This is a genomic window from Enterococcus sp. H57, from assembly GCF_003112495.1.
In the GTDB taxonomy this organism is placed as follows: Bacteria; Bacillota; Bacilli; order Lactobacillales; family Enterococcaceae; genus Enterococcus_B; species Enterococcus_B faecium.
In genome coordinates this window covers 1-14,739 of record NZ_BEHC01000011.1, presented here as the reverse complement: position 1 = coordinate 14,739, position 14,739 = coordinate 1, and the positions used below count along the sequence as shown (strand labels likewise).

Here is a 14,739-nt window from a genome sequence, read left to right as displayed (position 1 = left end):
AAGAGGATGTGACAAGAATTTTGTCACATCCTCTTTGTTTTGTTCTCATAACCTTTTTTCATATACAGTTCATGAACCGCTTTTATTAACTCGCCAAATAACACTGTATTGTGCGTTGTATCCAGATAGAAAGTCTCCGTTTCATCTGAAATTTTCTCATGCTGATCTGTAATGATCAAATCAGCATGTTCTGAATATGCGGTAATTTTAACAGCATCTTTGCGAAATAACTGCTGCAAATGGCTTTGAAGATGATAATTTCCTGTAAACTGTTTGGTTATCTGCAAATGGATGAGTAACTGCTCTTTCGTTTCTGTTTGTAGTAAGTGTTGGATCAATTGACTAAGGTATTGACTGATTTGGTTTCTTTCCCCATTTTTTGAAAAAATTGTATCGATTTTTTCTCTTAATTTCTTTTCCTGTATAAAAGAACTAGAATGATTGGACGTGGCTTCTGGAAAGCAAAGTGTAGAAAAACTACTGCTGGATTCACCCAACAGTTCGAAAAAAACAACTGCCAACACAAGAAAATAAAAATAAATTGGTATTTTATTTTCTAAATGGTTGAGAGGAAACTGTTGAGTTAAGTAAGTCATCAATTGACCGACTTGTCGACAAATAAGGTTTTTGCTTGTGGAAAATAAAAAACCAATCTCCTGTTTTTGTCGAAAAGAGATTTGATTTGGAAAAAAACAATAGAAAAAATAATTAAAGTAGGCTCTCTCTGTTTCTGTCTCTTCACAAGGGCGACTCACTGAAAAAGAAGTAAAGTATTCTGAATAATCATGTGTATGCTGCAATAAGTCCATCAATTCAGTGATTTCAGAAGAAGTTTTTGGAAAATATGCCTGTTGTTTGTTTCGTAATATGAATAAAGTTAACAGCAAGTAGATATTTTTTTCTTGTTTTGAAATTTTTTCTATTTGCTCATCTGTACTGTTCATTTTTAGTGCATTTAATTCAAGTGAGGAAAATGGCCAATCGTTACCTCCAAATGTATCTGAAAGAAAAAAGTAAAGATAGAGACGGATAGATAACTCATTTCCTTCAAGAGTACAGCAATTTTTTACAGATAGGATCCGTAAATGGAATTTTTTTAAGGAATGATTGAGCTGTTTTGTCAGTTTTTCGAGATAGGAGGGCGATATATAAAGTTGTTCAAGTAAATATTTTTTTGGTACAGCAGTTTGTGGATAATTGATTAGTAACATCAAATAGTTAAAACGATTGGATTCTTTTAGGTAGCATAATTTTAACTTAGAAAAAACAGCTAACTTTTTAGTTTGATCGGTTTCTTTGGTTTGGATCTCTCCTTTATGATTAGAATAAATAAATTCATCAATCAATAAAAATTGCTTGAGTGATACATTTATTTTTCGGATCAGTTCTTTGATTGTCCGTTTTGGAATATGTAAGTCATTGGATAATTCTTGTAAAGAACAATTATTTTTTTGAATGACCATTTGTAGAACAAGTAACTCTTTTTTTCTTGCTTCAATTAGCATAAATACCTCCTTTTTATTCTGTTTTTGTATATAGTTAGACAAAAACTGTGAGTGGAAAGTCATTTCAGTCTGTGTTATTCTCACAGAGTGTCGCCTTCTTTTTTATATAACGTTATTTAATTTTTTTGTTACCTTGTTTATTCTATTGTTTATTTCCTAGGGTATTTTGTCAAGATATTCTTGTTTTTAAGGCGGAAAAATTGATTTTAATGGATATAACTAAATATGTTTTGATAATTATCAATAATATTTTTAGAATTATTTATGTTATTTATTTATGGGTAGATGAAAAGAGACGGAGGTAAGAATGATGGGGAGAGTAACAAATTATAGTAAAGAATATTTGCTGTTCAAAAGTATGGTATACGTGGAAGAATATGGAATGAAGTCAATTACTGCAAGAGAGTTAGCAGAGTTCTGCGGTTGTTCTACATACCCGATTTATACACATTTCAAATCAATCAGCGGGTTAAAAGAGAAGATATTAGAAGAAATCACTGTTTATTTTGAAAACTACTTAGCTGAATGCAGTTCCGATGATGTTTTAAGCATTGTCTACTTATTGAAAGATTTTTTTTCTATCCATGAAAGTATTCGTGAAATCATTGCAAAATCTGATTTAGACATGGATTCGCTATTTAAGCGGCCATTTTTCTCATATGTCAAAGGTCACACGAAGATCAAAGAAGAAAAGTCGCTTGAATTGGTATGGCTTAATGCATTGGGAAGTTTGCGCTCAGATGATTCTTCTCAAGATTTTCTTGAAATGATGAACGCTGTTTGGGATAAAAACGAGGTGACGGATGAATACTTGGAAAATATCTTAAAGGAACAGTCACCTTAGGCAGCAACATGAAAAAGTAGATCAGCCACCTTTATTTTTCGTAAAAAAGATTGTAAAATGTCTAACGAAACATTGGAATGAAGGAGGAAGCGACAACGTTACCACAGCAATTTATCAAAAAATATCGTCTTCTTTTAGGCGAAGAAGCATCCGATTTTTTTTCTGCGCTTGAACAAGGAAGCGTGAAAAAAGGATTTCGGTGGAATCCACTAAAACCGGCAGGATTGGACATGGTCCAAACTTACCATAGCGAAGAATTACAACCCGCTCCCTACAGCAATGAGGGATTTCTTGGCACTGTCAATGGAAAGTCTTTCCTCCATCAAGCTGGGTATGAATATAGCCAAGAACCAAGTGCAATGATCGTTGGAACAGCTGCTGCAGCAAAACCCGGTGAAAAAGTTTTGGATTTGTGTGCGGCTCCCGGTGGTAAATCAACCCAATTAGCTGCTCAAATGAAGGGGAAAGGGTTATTAGTGACGAATGAGATCTTTCCGAAACGTGCGAAGATTTTATCAGAAAATATAGAACGATGGGGAGTTTCGAACGCAATAGTGACAAATCATGCACCCGCAGAACTTGTCCCTCATTTTTCGGGCTTTTTTGATCGGATCGTGGTTGATGCTCCTTGTTCAGGAGAAGGAATGTTCCGAAAAGATCCAAATGCAATAAAAGAGTGGACAGAAGAATCTCCGCTATACTGTCAAAAACGTCAGCAAGAGATTTTGTCTTCAGCAATAAAAATGCTAAAAAATAAAGGACAACTGATTTATTCGACTTGTACGTTTGCACCAGAAGAAAATGAAGAGATCATTAGCTGGCTTGTAGAAAATTATCCAGTAACGATTGAGGAGATTCCTTTGACTCAATCCGTTAGTTCAGGACGTTCTGAATGGGGAAGCGTAGCTGGTTTGGAAAAAACAATACGTATATGGCCTCATAAAGATCAGGGTGAAGGACATTTTGTTGCAAAGCTGACTTTTCATGGACAAAATCAGATGCATAAAGAAAAGAAGACACGAAAAAAAAGTAAAGTGCAAATGACAAAAGAGCAGGAAAAACTCTGGACGGAGTTTTCAAATGATTTTCATTATGAAGCTACTGGAAGACTTTTAGTGTTCAACGACCATCTTTGGGAAGTTCCTGAGTTAGCCCCTTCTCTCGATGGTTTAAAAGTCGTACGTACAGGTTTGCATTTAGGAGATTTCAAAAAGAATCGATTTGAACCTAGCTATGCATTAGCGCTTGCTACAAAAAAGATAGAGAATATACCTTGCTTGCCGATCACTCAAAAGGAATGGCAATCTTACACAGCAGGAGAAACATTTCAACGTGATGGGAATCAAGGATGGGTTTTGCTAGTATTAGATAAGATACCTGTCGGATTTGGGAAACAAGTAAAAGGAACAGTAAAGAACTTTTTCCCTAAAGGATTGAGATTTCACTGAGTGGATTAGTTCGTTTATTTTTTTGTCTATGCTATGATGGAGATAGATAAAAAGGAGCTGATACTTATGAAAACATCAACAAAAGTAACAATCGGATTAAGCGTAGCAGCCGCTGCCAGTGTAGCGACAGCAGTCGTTGTATCGGGAAAAGTAATGGAAAAGATCCATCATATGACTACTCGGACGAAAGTAAAAAAATTCGTCTATGACAAATTTGATGGAAATGAAAAATTACTAGAAATCGTAGATGGTCTTTCAGATAGTGACTTGGATTCTTTGATGGGAATGTTAGCAAAAATCAAATCAGGAAAAAAGAAAATCTCTGTTTATGGTGATTCAATCAAAGATTCAACCGAAGATGTAAAAGACCGGCTAATGCATTTTGTTGAAAAAATGATGTAAGAGAAACTAGCTTTTGAACACTATTCATTCGAAATAAGGGGTTGTGACAAAATTATTGTCACAACCCCTTTAATCTATCTTTAATTATGTTCATGAAGCAATAAAAGATAGCAAAACAGTAAATCGTTGGCTTTTTTTAGATTGAAACCAGACTGTTCTTGAAATTTTTCGATTCGATATTTTAAAGTATTACGATGAAGAAACAGTGTTTTTGCAGCAGAGCTGACATTGCCTAATTCATTCCATAATTCTTGAATGATCACTTCCATTTCATTTTGTTTGATCAGTTCTATGTAACTTTTGATCAACTTACTATCTTTTACAGTATCTTTTGTATAATAATGTAAAGCCACATCTTGCATAGAAAAAGTACGGCTGTGAGTATAAAGATTGTTTTGCTCTGTTAAAAAAATTTTTCTTTCTTCAGCAAACAAAGGGACGAGGTCGGTGCCAGGTGAATGGAAAGAACCAACGAATACAGACGTTGTCGTATCAAAATCAGCATCTAAAGATAGAAAAATACCGTTGATTTCAGTAGCATCAAGATAATCACGGTTTATTTGTTCGACTAAGAGCGCATCTGTGTCTGTATAAAAAAAGAAATCAGCAGAATAGCGAAATAATTCCAAAATAGTATCTTGCCATTCTTTTTTTAAGAATTCTCCTTTTGATTCGACGTGAAGCTGGATCAAACGAAAGCTTTTTTCTTGAACACAAGAAGCATCTTTAAAAAGATAGTGATACCATGGGTGTTTTTTTTGATCGTTGATTACAGGGAATAACGCTTTCAAAAGGCTGGTTTCTTGTTGAGATAATGAATCTTGTTTGATCCAGATAAAAGCATCATCAATTGCAAAAGAAAGGATATCCGCTTCTGATGCTGGAGAGTTTTTTTTCTGTGCTTGTGGGTAAAGAGCAAGTAATTTATCCATTTTCATCTTGTTCACCTCTTGTATTTATTTTACCATAGAAAAAAAAGTTAGTTACAGCCTTTTTATCATATGCTAAAGTAAAACAAGAAAAAACAAAGGCAGGGAAGGGTAATTGGTAAATACAAATCTTGATGCAGTAGAAAAAGAAAAATGGATGCGCCTTGCATTGGCAGAAGCAAAGAAAGCAGAAATGCTTCATGAAGTTCCGATTGGAGCAGTGGTTGTATTGGATGGAAAAGTGATTGGAAGAGGATATAACCTTAGAGAAACCACGCAAGATGCTACTACACATGCAGAAATGCTTGCAATCAAGGAAGCCTGTGAAAAAGTGGGAAGCTGGCGCTTGGAAGATGCTGCACTTTTTGTTACCTTAGAGCCTTGTCCTATGTGCAGCGGCGCGATGATTTTGTCTCGTGTAGCAGAAGTTTATTTCGGCGCGTATGATCCAAAAGGCGGAACAGCCGGTACCTTGATGAATCTTTTGGAGGACGAGCGGTTTAACCACCAAGCATATGTAGAAGGTGGTATTTTAGAAGACGAATGTGGGATGATTTTGACTGACTTTTTCCGAAAGCTCCGCCAGCGAAAAAAGAAATTAAAAAAAGACTGGTCAACGAATGAAAAATAAGGTATACTATTCTTTGCCGAAAGGCTAGGACAATGGTGGGCTTGTGAAGCGTGTCAGGTCTGGAAGGAAGCAGCACTAAGCAGGTTCCGCCATGTGTCTGATTATAATGAAACGACAACAGACTTTCGGGTCTGTTTTTTTTATTTTTATAGTACTGTAAAAATGAATGTTCCTGATTTTTTAGCCAGACTGATTTATCGAATATTGTACTTATACAATTTGCTTCAAGGCAGGAAAAACTCTGAAATAGAGCTTGTTTCAATGGAAGAAAAAGCTGCCTATGGTATGATAAAGATAAAGAGAGGCGAGAGGGTACATGGAAAAAATAGTGATTTTACATACGAATGATCTGCATTCTCATTTAGAAAATTGGCCAAGGATCAGAAGGTTTTTGGATCAACGTAAACGAGAAAACGAAAAGAAAGAAAAAACGACAACGATTGCAGTAGATCTAGGTGATTTTGTGGATCGTTGGCATCCATTGTCAGAAGCAACGAATGGACAGGAAAATATCTTGCTGATGAATGAAGTTGGTTATGATGCAGCGACGATAGGAAACAATGAAGGCGTAGGAAATTCCAAAGAAGAGTTGAATCATTTATACGATCATGCTGAGTTTGATATCATCCTGGATAACTTATTCGATAAAAATACGCTCCAGCCACCGGCATGGACGAAACCATATAAAATCATTACAACGAAACACCAGACGAAAATCGGACTAATTGCATTTACTGCTCCATTTCCGCTTACTTATAATCCGAATGGCTGGGACATACGGAATCCTTATGATATTTTGCCAGAATTAGTCGAAGATTTACGTTCACAAGTGGATGTTTTAGTTTTGATGAGTCATCTCGGGATTCAGGATGATTTCCAAATTGCAAAAGAAATACCAGCAATTGATGTTATTTTAGGATCGCACACCCATCATTTATTCAGAGAAGGTCACGTAATCAATGATGTCCAAATAGCAGCCGCTGGAAAGTACGGGCAGTATGTCGGTGAAGTCCATTTAACCATCGATGAAGAGAAAAAAATCCTTAAGCATTCAGCCAAAGCCATCCCTACCGAAACAATGACAGCTTTTACAGAAGATGAACAAGAAATAAATAGTTATCTAGAACGTGGGCATGAATTATTAAAAGAAAAAGAAGTAGCAGATTTGCCATTTTCTCTGAGTCTAGATATCTTCAATGAGCATTCGTTTATCCAAGTAGCCCTTGAGGCGGTGAAAGAACGAGGAAAGACGGAAGCAGCAATATTAAACAGTGGTCTGTTTTTAACTGAAATTCCAAAAGGGCGGGTCAATCAGGATCAGCTTCACACTGCGTTGCCGCATCCGATGCACTTGTTAAATGTCACATTGGGTGGAAATGATCTGATCCGCTTAGTTTTAGAAATAGAAAAAAATCGTAACTTTTTACGTAACTATCCTATGAAGGGAATGGGATTTCGCGGTAAGATTTTTGGGCAGATGGTCTATAATGGAATCACATATGATTCTATTAACCATCAAGTCTTTTGGAAGAACAAGCCAATCGATCTGAATAAAAATTATACTTTTACTACCGTAGATCATTTGATGTTTGTTCCATTTTTTCCAACGATTGAGATTGCTGGAAAAAATGAATTTTTGTTCCCTGAATTTATCCGAAGTGTGGTAGGAGATTACTTGAAAGCTCACTACCCAATCAAATAAAAACAAGGTATAATAAAAAAGATAGGTGGTGAACGCATGTCTGCAAAACAAAATGAACAGCAGAACGTTGAGCATAAAACAGAAATTGCTAAGAAAAAATCATCAGCTGAACAGGAAACAACAGTCACCGAAGAACTGACAGCTGCTTTGGAAGAAATCGTTGAGGAGCCTAAAGCAGAAAAAGTCAAAGGCGAGCTAGTGACACTGTTAGATGACAGTAATTTTTTGATAGGTGAAAGACATTATCGGCTTGTGTCCGATTATCGTGAAGGATTTAATGCAGAAAAGCTTGGAGAACGTTACAGTGATGTACTAGCCCGATATGATTATATCGTAGGAGATTGGGGTTATGAACAACTACGCCTAAAAGGATTTTTCCAAGCGGATAATCGACGGGCGCATCCAGATCAGCGAATCGATTCCTTGGAAGACTATCTTTACGAATATTGCAATTTTGGTTGTGCGTATTTTGTCATCGAGAGAATCGGCGGTAAAAAAGAAAAGACAACTCAGCGCCGAAAAAAGAAAAAAAACCATAATCGTGCGTATATCGATGAGAAAAAAGGACCAGTCGCATCTAATCGCAAAAAACCGGTTATTAAAAATCGAAAAACAGAGTCAGCAAAAACCTCTGAAAAAGTAAAAAAACAAGAACAACCTAAACAAGTAGAAAAAACAAAAACAGCATTTACGATAAGAAAAAGGGAAGAGTAGTGGATGAATGGACTATAAAGGATATTTAATTGATTTAGACGGAACGATTTATCGTGGGACACAACCCATACCGGCCGGTAAACGATTTGTGGAAGAATTGCAAAAAAGAAAATTACCTTTCTTGTTTGTTACCAATAACACGACTAAGTCACCAGAAACAGTAGCTAATCGTCTAGCAGATGAGTTTGACATTCATGTAGCTCCAGAGACAGTCTACACAGCTACTTTGGCAACAATCGATTTTATGAAAGCAGATGGAAAAGGGAAAAAAGTCTATGTTATCGGAGAAGCAGGATTGATTGACTTGATTTTAGCTGCCGGATTTACATGGGAAGAAGAGGCTCCTGACTATGTAGTGGTAGGCTTAGATAATTATCTGACCTATGAAAAAGTAGTTAAAGCAACACTTGCTATTCAAAAAGGTGCTACTTTCATTGGAACGAACCCAGATAAGAATATACCTACTGAACGCGGCCTTCTTCCTGGAGCAGGGTCAGTCATCTCTTTTGTAGAGACAGCAACCCAAACGCCGCCGATCTACATCGGAAAACCAGAAGCCATCATTATGGATAAAGCCGTTGAAGTATTAGGGCTGCAAAAAGAAGAAGTAATCATGGTTGGAGATAACTATGAAACAGATATCCAAGCTGGGATACGCAATAATATAGATACTTTGCTCGTTTTATCAGGTTTTACAAAAGAAGAAGATGTACCTGGGTTGCCTATCCCAGCTACCTATGTGAAACAATCACTGGATGAATGGAGCTTCTAATATGAAAAATTCGAGATGGCAGTGGATGGAATATGCTGGATTGTTCAGCCTATTTCTGACACTGATCAGTCTGGCAGTTGGTGTGACGATCAACTTTCGACCACTATACGTATTTGATATCGGACATTTGCAAATTTTGGATTATACTTCTTTAGATCAAGAGACGTTACTGAAAAATTTTGATCACCTAATGAATTATCTCAATAATCCCTTCAAAACCATCCTCAGCTTGCCAGATTTCCCAGTTTCTGCTAGCGGAGCCCATCACTTTTATGAAGTGAAAATTTTGTTTTTAGTGGATTATGCTGTGTTTTTCATCACTTTGATCCCGAGTATTTTGTTTATCAAATATTTGCAAAAGAATGATCGGCTTTGGCGGTTGATTCGTCCGTTTCAAATCGGCATGTTACTGCCAGTTGTTTTCGGTTTTTTCATGATGATAGGATTTGATCGCTTTTTTATCCTTTTTCATGAAACGTTTTTCAACAACGATGACTGGTTATTCGATCCCGTTACTGATCCAATCATCAATGTACTTCCAGAAGAATTTTTCATGCATAGCTTTATCTTATTTTTTGTATTATTAGAATTATTTTTTGCTGTTTTTCTTTTCTTAGGAAAAAATAGCTTGAAACAAACAAAAAAGAAAGAACTCGTCTAAATAGACGTTTTCTTTCTTTTTTGTTGAATTATTGAGTAAGGCGACTTCTTTTTTCTGGTTCTTTGTGTGCTAATCGACTGGCAGCAGCAGCGGCGATCGCTCCGACGATATCATCTAAGAAGGTATGGACATGAACGCCATCGTGGCTGTTTAGTTCTTTTAAAATACCAGGTTTCACCTTGTCGATATAACCATAATTCGTAAAGCCGATCGTACCGTAAACATTCACGATTGACAAGGCTAGGATCTCATCGATACCGTAAAGGCCTTCGTCATCTTCGATAATATGTTGCAACGGACTCATCAATTTTTTCTTTTCTGCTAATATATCTAATTGGATTCCAGTGATAATGGCGTTATGTACTTCACGCTTTGTTAGCACGCTGTTGACACTTTCAGTACAATCCGCCAAAGTCAAATCAGAAATATAGTCTTTTTGTAAAAACATGACAAGTTGTGCGATATCTTCTACAGTTACGCCACGTTCCTTCAATAGTTCTCTTGCCTTTTCTTCTAAAGTCTCAGTTTTGACGACCATATTATTGCTCCCCCTTTATTTTTTCTTTCTCTATTTCATGTTAACGGAACATGAAAAAAATGCAAGAAACTGCTTTCGGGTTTAACTTGAAATGCAAAGAGATATAAAAAATCAACTAGGACGAAGATTTTTATCGTATAAGCTTGTGCTGTGACCAGGCTGAGTTCGTTCCTTTGGATTAATATAGTGTAAAGCGTTGTTCACTGCAGTAGGTGCTTCACCGAGCCCAGTAGCAATCAGTTTCACTTTTCCTTCATAGGTACAGATGTCACCAGCTGCATAAACGCCTGGAATAGAAGTAGACATATCTGATTTTACAGTAATGGCATTTCTGGTACTATCAAGTCCCCAAGAAGAAAGATGTTCTAAATTAGAAGAGAATCCATAATTGACGATCAGAGAATCAATCATCAAATCAATCGTCTCGTCACTTTTCACTTTTTTTAACCGGATATCTGTCAGTTCCCCATTATTGCCTGATAATCCATCGATGAGATAGGGAGTAAGCAAGTTGACAGATGAAGATTTCAAGCGTGATACACTATGTTCGTGCGCACGAAATTCCGGGCGACGATGAATCAAGTAAACTTCGCTTGCAATAGGCTCTAACATCAACGCCCAATCGATAGCAGAATCACCACCTCCAGCAATAGCGACTTTTTTTCCAGCATACTTCATCAAATCATTCACGAAATAATCCAATCCGTGGTTTTCAAATGATTCAGCATTATCTAAATTCAATTTTCTTGGCTGGAATGAACCATTTCCTAAAGCTAAAATGACTGCTTTGGAATAATGGATGCCTTTATTTGTAGTAATCTCGATAACTTCGTCTTCACGAGTAAGCGAGAGAACTTCTTCTTTTAAATGGAATGTATGGTTAAAAGTAGTTAATTGTTTTTCTAATTGATCGATTAATTCACTTGCTTTTATTGCTGGATACCCAGGAATATCGTAAATATATTTTTCGGGATACAAAGTTGCTAATTGACCACCAAGTTGAGGTAGACTGTCAATGATTTTTGTTTTAGCTTGGCGCATTCCTGCGTAAAAAGCGGCAAACATCCCTACAGGACCTGCACCGATGATTGTAATGTCATAGATTTCCATAAAAATTCCTCCCTTTTCACACTATAGCAGAATTTAATTGAGAATGCTTCTCAAAAATGTTTGAATTCGAAATCGAAACGGTAAGTTATAGAATGTATCTAGTGATGAAAAATAAAAGAAAACAAATCTAGTATTTTTACGAGAGGTTAGGTATTATGTTATTATTATTATGAAGTATGCAAATATTAGGAGGAAACAATATGGCATTCCCACAACTAGATTTAAAAAGTGAAAAAGGACCAAAAGCTGTTATCAAAACAAACCGTGGTGACATTACTGTTCAATTATTCCCTGAACTAGCACCGAAGACGGTTCAAAATTTCATTGAACTTTCCAAAAATGGTTATTATGATGGCGTGATTTTTCACCGCGTTATTCCTGATTTCATGATCCAAGGCGGCGATCCAACTGGAACAGGAATGGGTGGCGAAAGTATTTATGGCGAAAGTTTTGAAGATGAATTCAGTCGTGAACTGTTCAACCTTCGCGGAGCTTTATCTATGGCAAATTCAGGTCCAAACACAAACGGAAGCCAATTCTTTATTGTAAATAACACAAATGTGCCAGCTAATATGCTTGGACAACTAGAAGGTGCTGGATTCCCATCAGAAATCATTGAAGCGTATAAAGGTGGCGGAACTCCTTGGCTAGATTTCCGACATACAGTCTTTGGACATGTACTAGAAGGGATGGACACAGTAGATGAAATCGCAAATGTACAACGTGGTCCACAAGACCGACCTGTACATGATGTAGTGATTGAAACAATTGAAATTTCAGAATAGTTTGGTATGGTACGGAGTAATTATGAAAAAGGACGAAACCTAGTAAGGTCTCGTCCTTTTATTTTGAATAAATGATTTAATCGATTGTCTCTAAAGCATACTTGATTCGATTAAGTCCTTCCAGTAAAGTTTCTTCTGGACAAGCAATATTCAAGCGCATATGCCCATGACCGGAAGGACCAAACGTGATGCCAGGATTTAATACGACTTTTCCTTTCCGAACAAGAGTGTTCTCCAATTCTTGGTCGTCTGAAATATAGGCGGTAAAATCTAACCACATTAAGTAAGTTCCTTCAGGGTTCATTATTCTCACTTTCGGAAGATACTGTTCAAAAAACTGATTAACTGTTTGAACATTTTTTTCTAGATAAGGAATCAGTTGGCTTAACCATTCTCCACCCGTCTCATAAGCCGCTTGGGTTCCAATCAGTCCAAAAGTGTTGATTTCGTGCTGTTGGTTCATCACTAAATGTTTTTCAAAATCAGCTTTCATCTCTGGATTTTTGATAAATACCATTGAATTTTTGATTGCAGCTAGATTGAAAGTCTTGGTTGCGGAAGTAAAAGCAACTAGTAGATCATCTAAATTAGGATCAATCGTTAGCATGGAAGTAAATGTATGATCGAATAAAGTTAAATCTTGATGGATCTCGTCACTAAACAGAATCACTTGATGTTTTAAACACAATTCGCTTAACTGTTTCAATTCTTCTTTGCTCCAAACACGCCCTCCAGGATTGTGAGGATTGCATAAAATCATTGCTTTTACATTGTTTTCTTCGATTTTTTTCTCCATGTCAGACAAGTCCATGATGAAATGATTATTTTTTTCTAGCAAAGAGCTTCGAACGATGTGACGTTGATTTGTTTCTATAATAGAGGAAAATGGAGGATAAACTGGGTCATGAATCAAAATAGAATCGCCTGGTTTTGTAAAAGTTTGTACTGCTGCAGCTAAACTAGTTAACACACCACTTGTAAAAACGATATTTTCTTTCGTCAACTCCACAGCATGGTGTTGGCGTTCCCAATGAATGATAGCCTGATATAGTTTATCAGACAGAGTGGCATAACCAAAGATTCCATGTTTGATGTATTCACTAAACGCTTTAGCTACCCCACCGGGAGACAAGAAGTCCATATCTGCTACCCACAAAGGAAGTAAGTCATCCATTTGATATGTCTCAGCAATTGCGTCCCATTTTACACTTTCTGTATCTTTTCTTGAAATCTGTTTATCAAATTCGATCATCTTAAGACCTCCAGTCATTTTCGTCGCTTCTTTTTTTGAGCTATTTACAGTATAATGATAAATGCGAAGAGAGGGAAGTAGATGACTTATAAAATTGGACAAATAATTGAAGGAAAAGTGACAGGGATACAGCCTTATGGCGCATTCGTTTCTCTTGATAACGAGACGCAAGGACTTATTCATGTTTCAGAAGTACAATCCGGTTATACGAAAAATATCCATTCATTGTTAAAAGTCGGACAGCCAGTAACAGTTCAGATCATCGACATTGATGAATATTCCAAAAAAATCAGTTTATCTTTAAGAACGTTAGAAAAAACAAATCCAGCTGTTCCATATCGCAGAAAAAGGTATTTCACGAATAAAAATCGTAAGATCGGATTTACCACTATTGCGGAGCAGTTACCTATTTGGATAGAAGAAGCATTATCTGAACTAGAACGGAAAGAAAATAAGAAATAAAAAGTGTATTTTTTCTGAAAATGTGCTAGAATTTTTATGTAAGCCATAGAACAAGTTGATCGAGGTGGAAATTTTGGCAAGCAAAAGAGTTGCTGGTACAATTATGTTGCATTTGGAGGATGGTACTAAAAAATTTTTGGTCCATTCAATTGATGACAAGTTGGAATTTGCGTTAGCGGAACTTTCTGAAGGAAAGACTGGTTTAGCGAATATACTTAATTTCTTAAAAGAAATAGTTCATATCGATGTTAGCAAGATTAGTTTGATGGAATTGACAAATACACATATTAAAGAGGAAAATGTTCCGTTGTTTGTCTTTGAAACTGAACAAAAGAATCAAAGAGAAGAATTAGGCGAAGGATATATTTGGGAAGAACCAGGTCAAATGCGCTCTGTTCTTGGAACTTACGAAGTAGAGGGAGTGCCTTTCTTCTAAAATACAGATTAAGCGAACAAAGAAGTTTGAATTTTTTTCAAACTTCTTTTTTTATTGTTTGGTCCAAAAAATACAATGAAATGTTCTGCTAAAGATAGTTTTTTAGTGCATTTTATTTTCAAAATATGTTGAAAACGGTTGTATAACGAATAATAATAATTGATCGAAAAATCATTTCACAAAGTAATGCTTAATTTATAGTTGACCAAGGAAGAAATACATGATAAATTTAACAGCGTTGATTCTGAAGTGGATGTTATATCACATTTCTAAAAAATTTAAAAAATAGTTATTGACATGTTACTAACGACATGATAAGATAACTGAGTCGTTAAAAAAGAACCACTTGCGAAGCTTGATTCTATCGAAAAAAACTTCAAAAAAGTTCTTGACAAATAACAAACGATAAGTTATGATAAATGAGTTGCTGAAAGATTTCGAAAAACGAAATCGAAAAAAACTTTTAAAAAAGAGTTGACAATCGCTTGTCTCTCTGATATGATATAAAAGTTGCTACGGCAGCCAAAAACGAATCGGGAAACACTCCC

Annotated in this window: 16 protein-coding genes and 1 other RNA gene; 12 read left to right on the top strand and 5 right to left on the bottom strand. The window is 36.1% G+C overall.

What is annotated here, in order from left to right; translation table 11 throughout:
• Positions 1–23: 23 nt before the first annotated feature.
• Entirely contained in the window at positions 24–1,505 is a 1,482-nt protein-coding gene (locus DIZ30_RS03960) for a helix-turn-helix domain-containing protein (RefSeq protein ID WP_002300634.1), read from the bottom strand.
• A 307-nt stretch (positions 1,506–1,812) separates the two neighbouring features.
• On the opposite strand from DIZ30_RS03960, the gene DIZ30_RS03955 reads away from it, so the two are divergent.
• The 3 genes from DIZ30_RS03955 (at position 1,813) to DIZ30_RS03945 (ending at position 4,199) form a co-directional block, all read left to right on the top strand.
• A complete protein-coding gene (locus DIZ30_RS03955; RefSeq protein WP_002287143.1) occupies positions 1,813–2,349 on the top strand; it encodes a TetR/AcrR family transcriptional regulator in 537 nt (178 codons plus the stop codon).
• 77 nt (positions 2,350–2,426) lie between these two features.
• Positions 2,427–3,797, top strand: coding sequence for an RsmF rRNA methyltransferase first C-terminal domain-containing protein (locus tag DIZ30_RS03950; protein ID WP_002287145.1), 1,371 nt, complete (start codon positions 2,427–2,429; stop codon positions 3,795–3,797).
• Positions 3,798–3,863: 66 nt separating this feature from the next.
• The gene (locus DIZ30_RS03945) at positions 3,864–4,199 is read left to right on the top strand and encodes a hypothetical protein (protein ID WP_002287147.1); all 336 of its coding nucleotides are present in this window, start codon (positions 3,864–3,866) and stop codon (positions 4,197–4,199) included.
• 80 nt (positions 4,200–4,279) lie between these two features.
• Here DIZ30_RS03945 and DIZ30_RS03940 read toward each other — a convergent pair whose 3' ends face one another.
• Positions 4,280–5,137: a helix-turn-helix domain-containing protein gene (locus DIZ30_RS03940; RefSeq protein WP_002287150.1), complete on the bottom strand. Its 858-nt coding sequence runs from the start codon at positions 5,135–5,137 to the stop codon at positions 4,280–4,282.
• A 106-nt stretch (positions 5,138–5,243) separates the two neighbouring features.
• Here DIZ30_RS03940 and tadA point away from each other — a divergent pair, with 106 nt between their 5' ends.
• The 6 genes from tadA to DIZ30_RS03905 all read left to right on the top strand — a co-directional run bounded on the left by tadA (position 5,244) and on the right by DIZ30_RS03905 (position 9,608).
• On the top strand, positions 5,244–5,759 hold the full coding sequence (tadA, locus tag DIZ30_RS03935; protein ID WP_002287154.1) for a tRNA adenosine(34) deaminase TadA: 516 nt from the start codon (positions 5,244–5,246) through the stop codon (positions 5,757–5,759).
• A gap of 22 nt (positions 5,760–5,781) precedes the next feature.
• Positions 5,782–5,866: signal recognition particle sRNA small type (ffs, locus tag DIZ30_RS03930), an RNA gene on the top strand.
• Between the two features lie 209 nt (positions 5,867–6,075).
• Positions 6,076–7,461, top strand: a complete 1,386-nt coding sequence (locus tag DIZ30_RS03920) for a bifunctional UDP-sugar hydrolase/5'-nucleotidase (RefSeq protein WP_002307275.1) — start codon at positions 6,076–6,078, stop codon at positions 7,459–7,461.
• Positions 7,462–7,497: 36 nt separating this feature from the next.
• The gene (locus DIZ30_RS03915; RefSeq protein WP_002287156.1) at positions 7,498–8,175 is read left to right on the top strand and encodes a YutD family protein; all 678 of its coding nucleotides are present in this window, start codon (positions 7,498–7,500) and stop codon (positions 8,173–8,175) included.
• 7 nt (positions 8,176–8,182) lie between these two features.
• Positions 8,183–8,947: a TIGR01457 family HAD-type hydrolase gene (locus DIZ30_RS03910; protein ID WP_002287159.1), complete on the top strand. Its 765-nt coding sequence runs from the start codon at positions 8,183–8,185 to the stop codon at positions 8,945–8,947.
• Between the two features lies 1 nt (position 8,948).
• Positions 8,949–9,608: a TIGR01906 family membrane protein gene (locus DIZ30_RS03905; RefSeq protein ID WP_002287161.1), complete on the top strand. Its 660-nt coding sequence runs from the start codon at positions 8,949–8,951 to the stop codon at positions 9,606–9,608.
• Between the two features lie 28 nt (positions 9,609–9,636).
• Here the strand turns inward: DIZ30_RS03905 and DIZ30_RS03900 are convergent, their stop codons facing one another.
• A complete protein-coding gene (locus DIZ30_RS03900) occupies positions 9,637–10,146 on the bottom strand; it encodes a phosphatidylglycerophosphatase A (RefSeq protein WP_002287163.1) in 510 nt (169 codons plus the stop codon).
• A gap of 111 nt (positions 10,147–10,257) precedes the next feature.
• The gene (locus DIZ30_RS03895) at positions 10,258–11,256 is read right to left on the bottom strand and encodes an NAD(P)/FAD-dependent oxidoreductase (RefSeq protein ID WP_002296073.1); all 999 of its coding nucleotides are present in this window, start codon (positions 11,254–11,256) and stop codon (positions 10,258–10,260) included.
• A gap of 200 nt (positions 11,257–11,456) precedes the next feature.
• Between DIZ30_RS03895 and DIZ30_RS03890 the strand changes: the two genes are divergently transcribed.
• Complete coding sequence (locus tag DIZ30_RS03890; RefSeq protein ID WP_109023104.1) at positions 11,457–12,041, top strand: peptidylprolyl isomerase; 585 nt, start codon at positions 11,457–11,459, stop codon at positions 12,039–12,041.
• A 76-nt stretch (positions 12,042–12,117) separates the two neighbouring features.
• Here the strand turns inward: DIZ30_RS03890 and DIZ30_RS03885 are convergent, their stop codons facing one another.
• Positions 12,118–13,293: a MalY/PatB family protein gene (locus DIZ30_RS03885; protein WP_002296072.1), complete on the bottom strand. Its 1,176-nt coding sequence runs from the start codon at positions 13,291–13,293 to the stop codon at positions 12,118–12,120.
• An 81-nt stretch (positions 13,294–13,374) separates the two neighbouring features.
• Here DIZ30_RS03885 and DIZ30_RS03880 point away from each other — a divergent pair, with 81 nt between their 5' ends.
• On the top strand, positions 13,375–13,755 hold the full coding sequence (locus DIZ30_RS03880; RefSeq protein ID WP_002287231.1) for a CvfD/Ygs/GSP13 family RNA-binding post-transcriptional regulator: 381 nt from the start codon (positions 13,375–13,377) through the stop codon (positions 13,753–13,755).
• Positions 13,756–13,828: 73 nt separating this feature from the next.
• Positions 13,829–14,191: a hypothetical protein gene (locus DIZ30_RS03875; protein WP_002287172.1), complete on the top strand. Its 363-nt coding sequence runs from the start codon at positions 13,829–13,831 to the stop codon at positions 14,189–14,191.
• Positions 14,192–14,739: the final 548 nt, after the last annotated feature.

Bases quoted from the DNA above. Each gene is read 5' to 3' on its own strand.
- DIZ30_RS03895 (WP_002296073.1), bottom strand. From the start codon at position 11,256: ATGGAAATCTATGACATTACAATCATCGGTGCAGGTCCTGTAGGGATG.
- DIZ30_RS03905 (WP_002287161.1), top strand. From the start codon at position 8,949: ATGAAAAATTCGAGATGGCAGTGGATGGAATATGCTGGATTGTTCAGC.
- DIZ30_RS03915 (WP_002287156.1), top strand. From the start codon at position 7,498: ATGTCTGCAAAACAAAATGAACAGCAGAACGTTGAGCATAAAACAGAA.
- DIZ30_RS03880 (WP_002287231.1), top strand. From the start codon at position 13,375: ATGACTTATAAAATTGGACAAATAATTGAAGGAAAAGTGACAGGGATA.
- DIZ30_RS03885 (WP_002296072.1), bottom strand. From the start codon at position 13,293: ATGATCGAATTTGATAAACAGATTTCAAGAAAAGATACAGAAAGTGTA.
- DIZ30_RS03940 (WP_002287150.1), bottom strand. From the start codon at position 5,137: ATGAAAATGGATAAATTACTTGCTCTTTACCCACAAGCACAGAAAAAA.
- DIZ30_RS03920 (WP_002307275.1), top strand. From the start codon at position 6,076: ATGGAAAAAATAGTGATTTTACATACGAATGATCTGCATTCTCATTTA.
- DIZ30_RS03950 (WP_002287145.1), top strand. From the start codon at position 2,427: ATGAAGGAGGAAGCGACAACGTTACCACAGCAATTTATCAAAAAATAT.
- DIZ30_RS03890 (WP_109023104.1), top strand. From the start codon at position 11,457: ATGGCATTCCCACAACTAGATTTAAAAAGTGAAAAAGGACCAAAAGCT.
- DIZ30_RS03960 (WP_002300634.1), bottom strand. From the start codon at position 1,505: ATGCTAATTGAAGCAAGAAAAAAAGAGTTACTTGTTCTACAAATGGTC.
- DIZ30_RS03945 (WP_002287147.1), top strand. From the start codon at position 3,864: ATGAAAACATCAACAAAAGTAACAATCGGATTAAGCGTAGCAGCCGCT.
- DIZ30_RS03955 (WP_002287143.1), top strand. From the start codon at position 1,813: ATGATGGGGAGAGTAACAAATTATAGTAAAGAATATTTGCTGTTCAAA.
- DIZ30_RS03900 (WP_002287163.1), bottom strand. From the start codon at position 10,146: ATGGTCGTCAAAACTGAGACTTTAGAAGAAAAGGCAAGAGAACTATTG.
- DIZ30_RS03910 (WP_002287159.1), top strand. From the start codon at position 8,183: ATGGACTATAAAGGATATTTAATTGATTTAGACGGAACGATTTATCGT.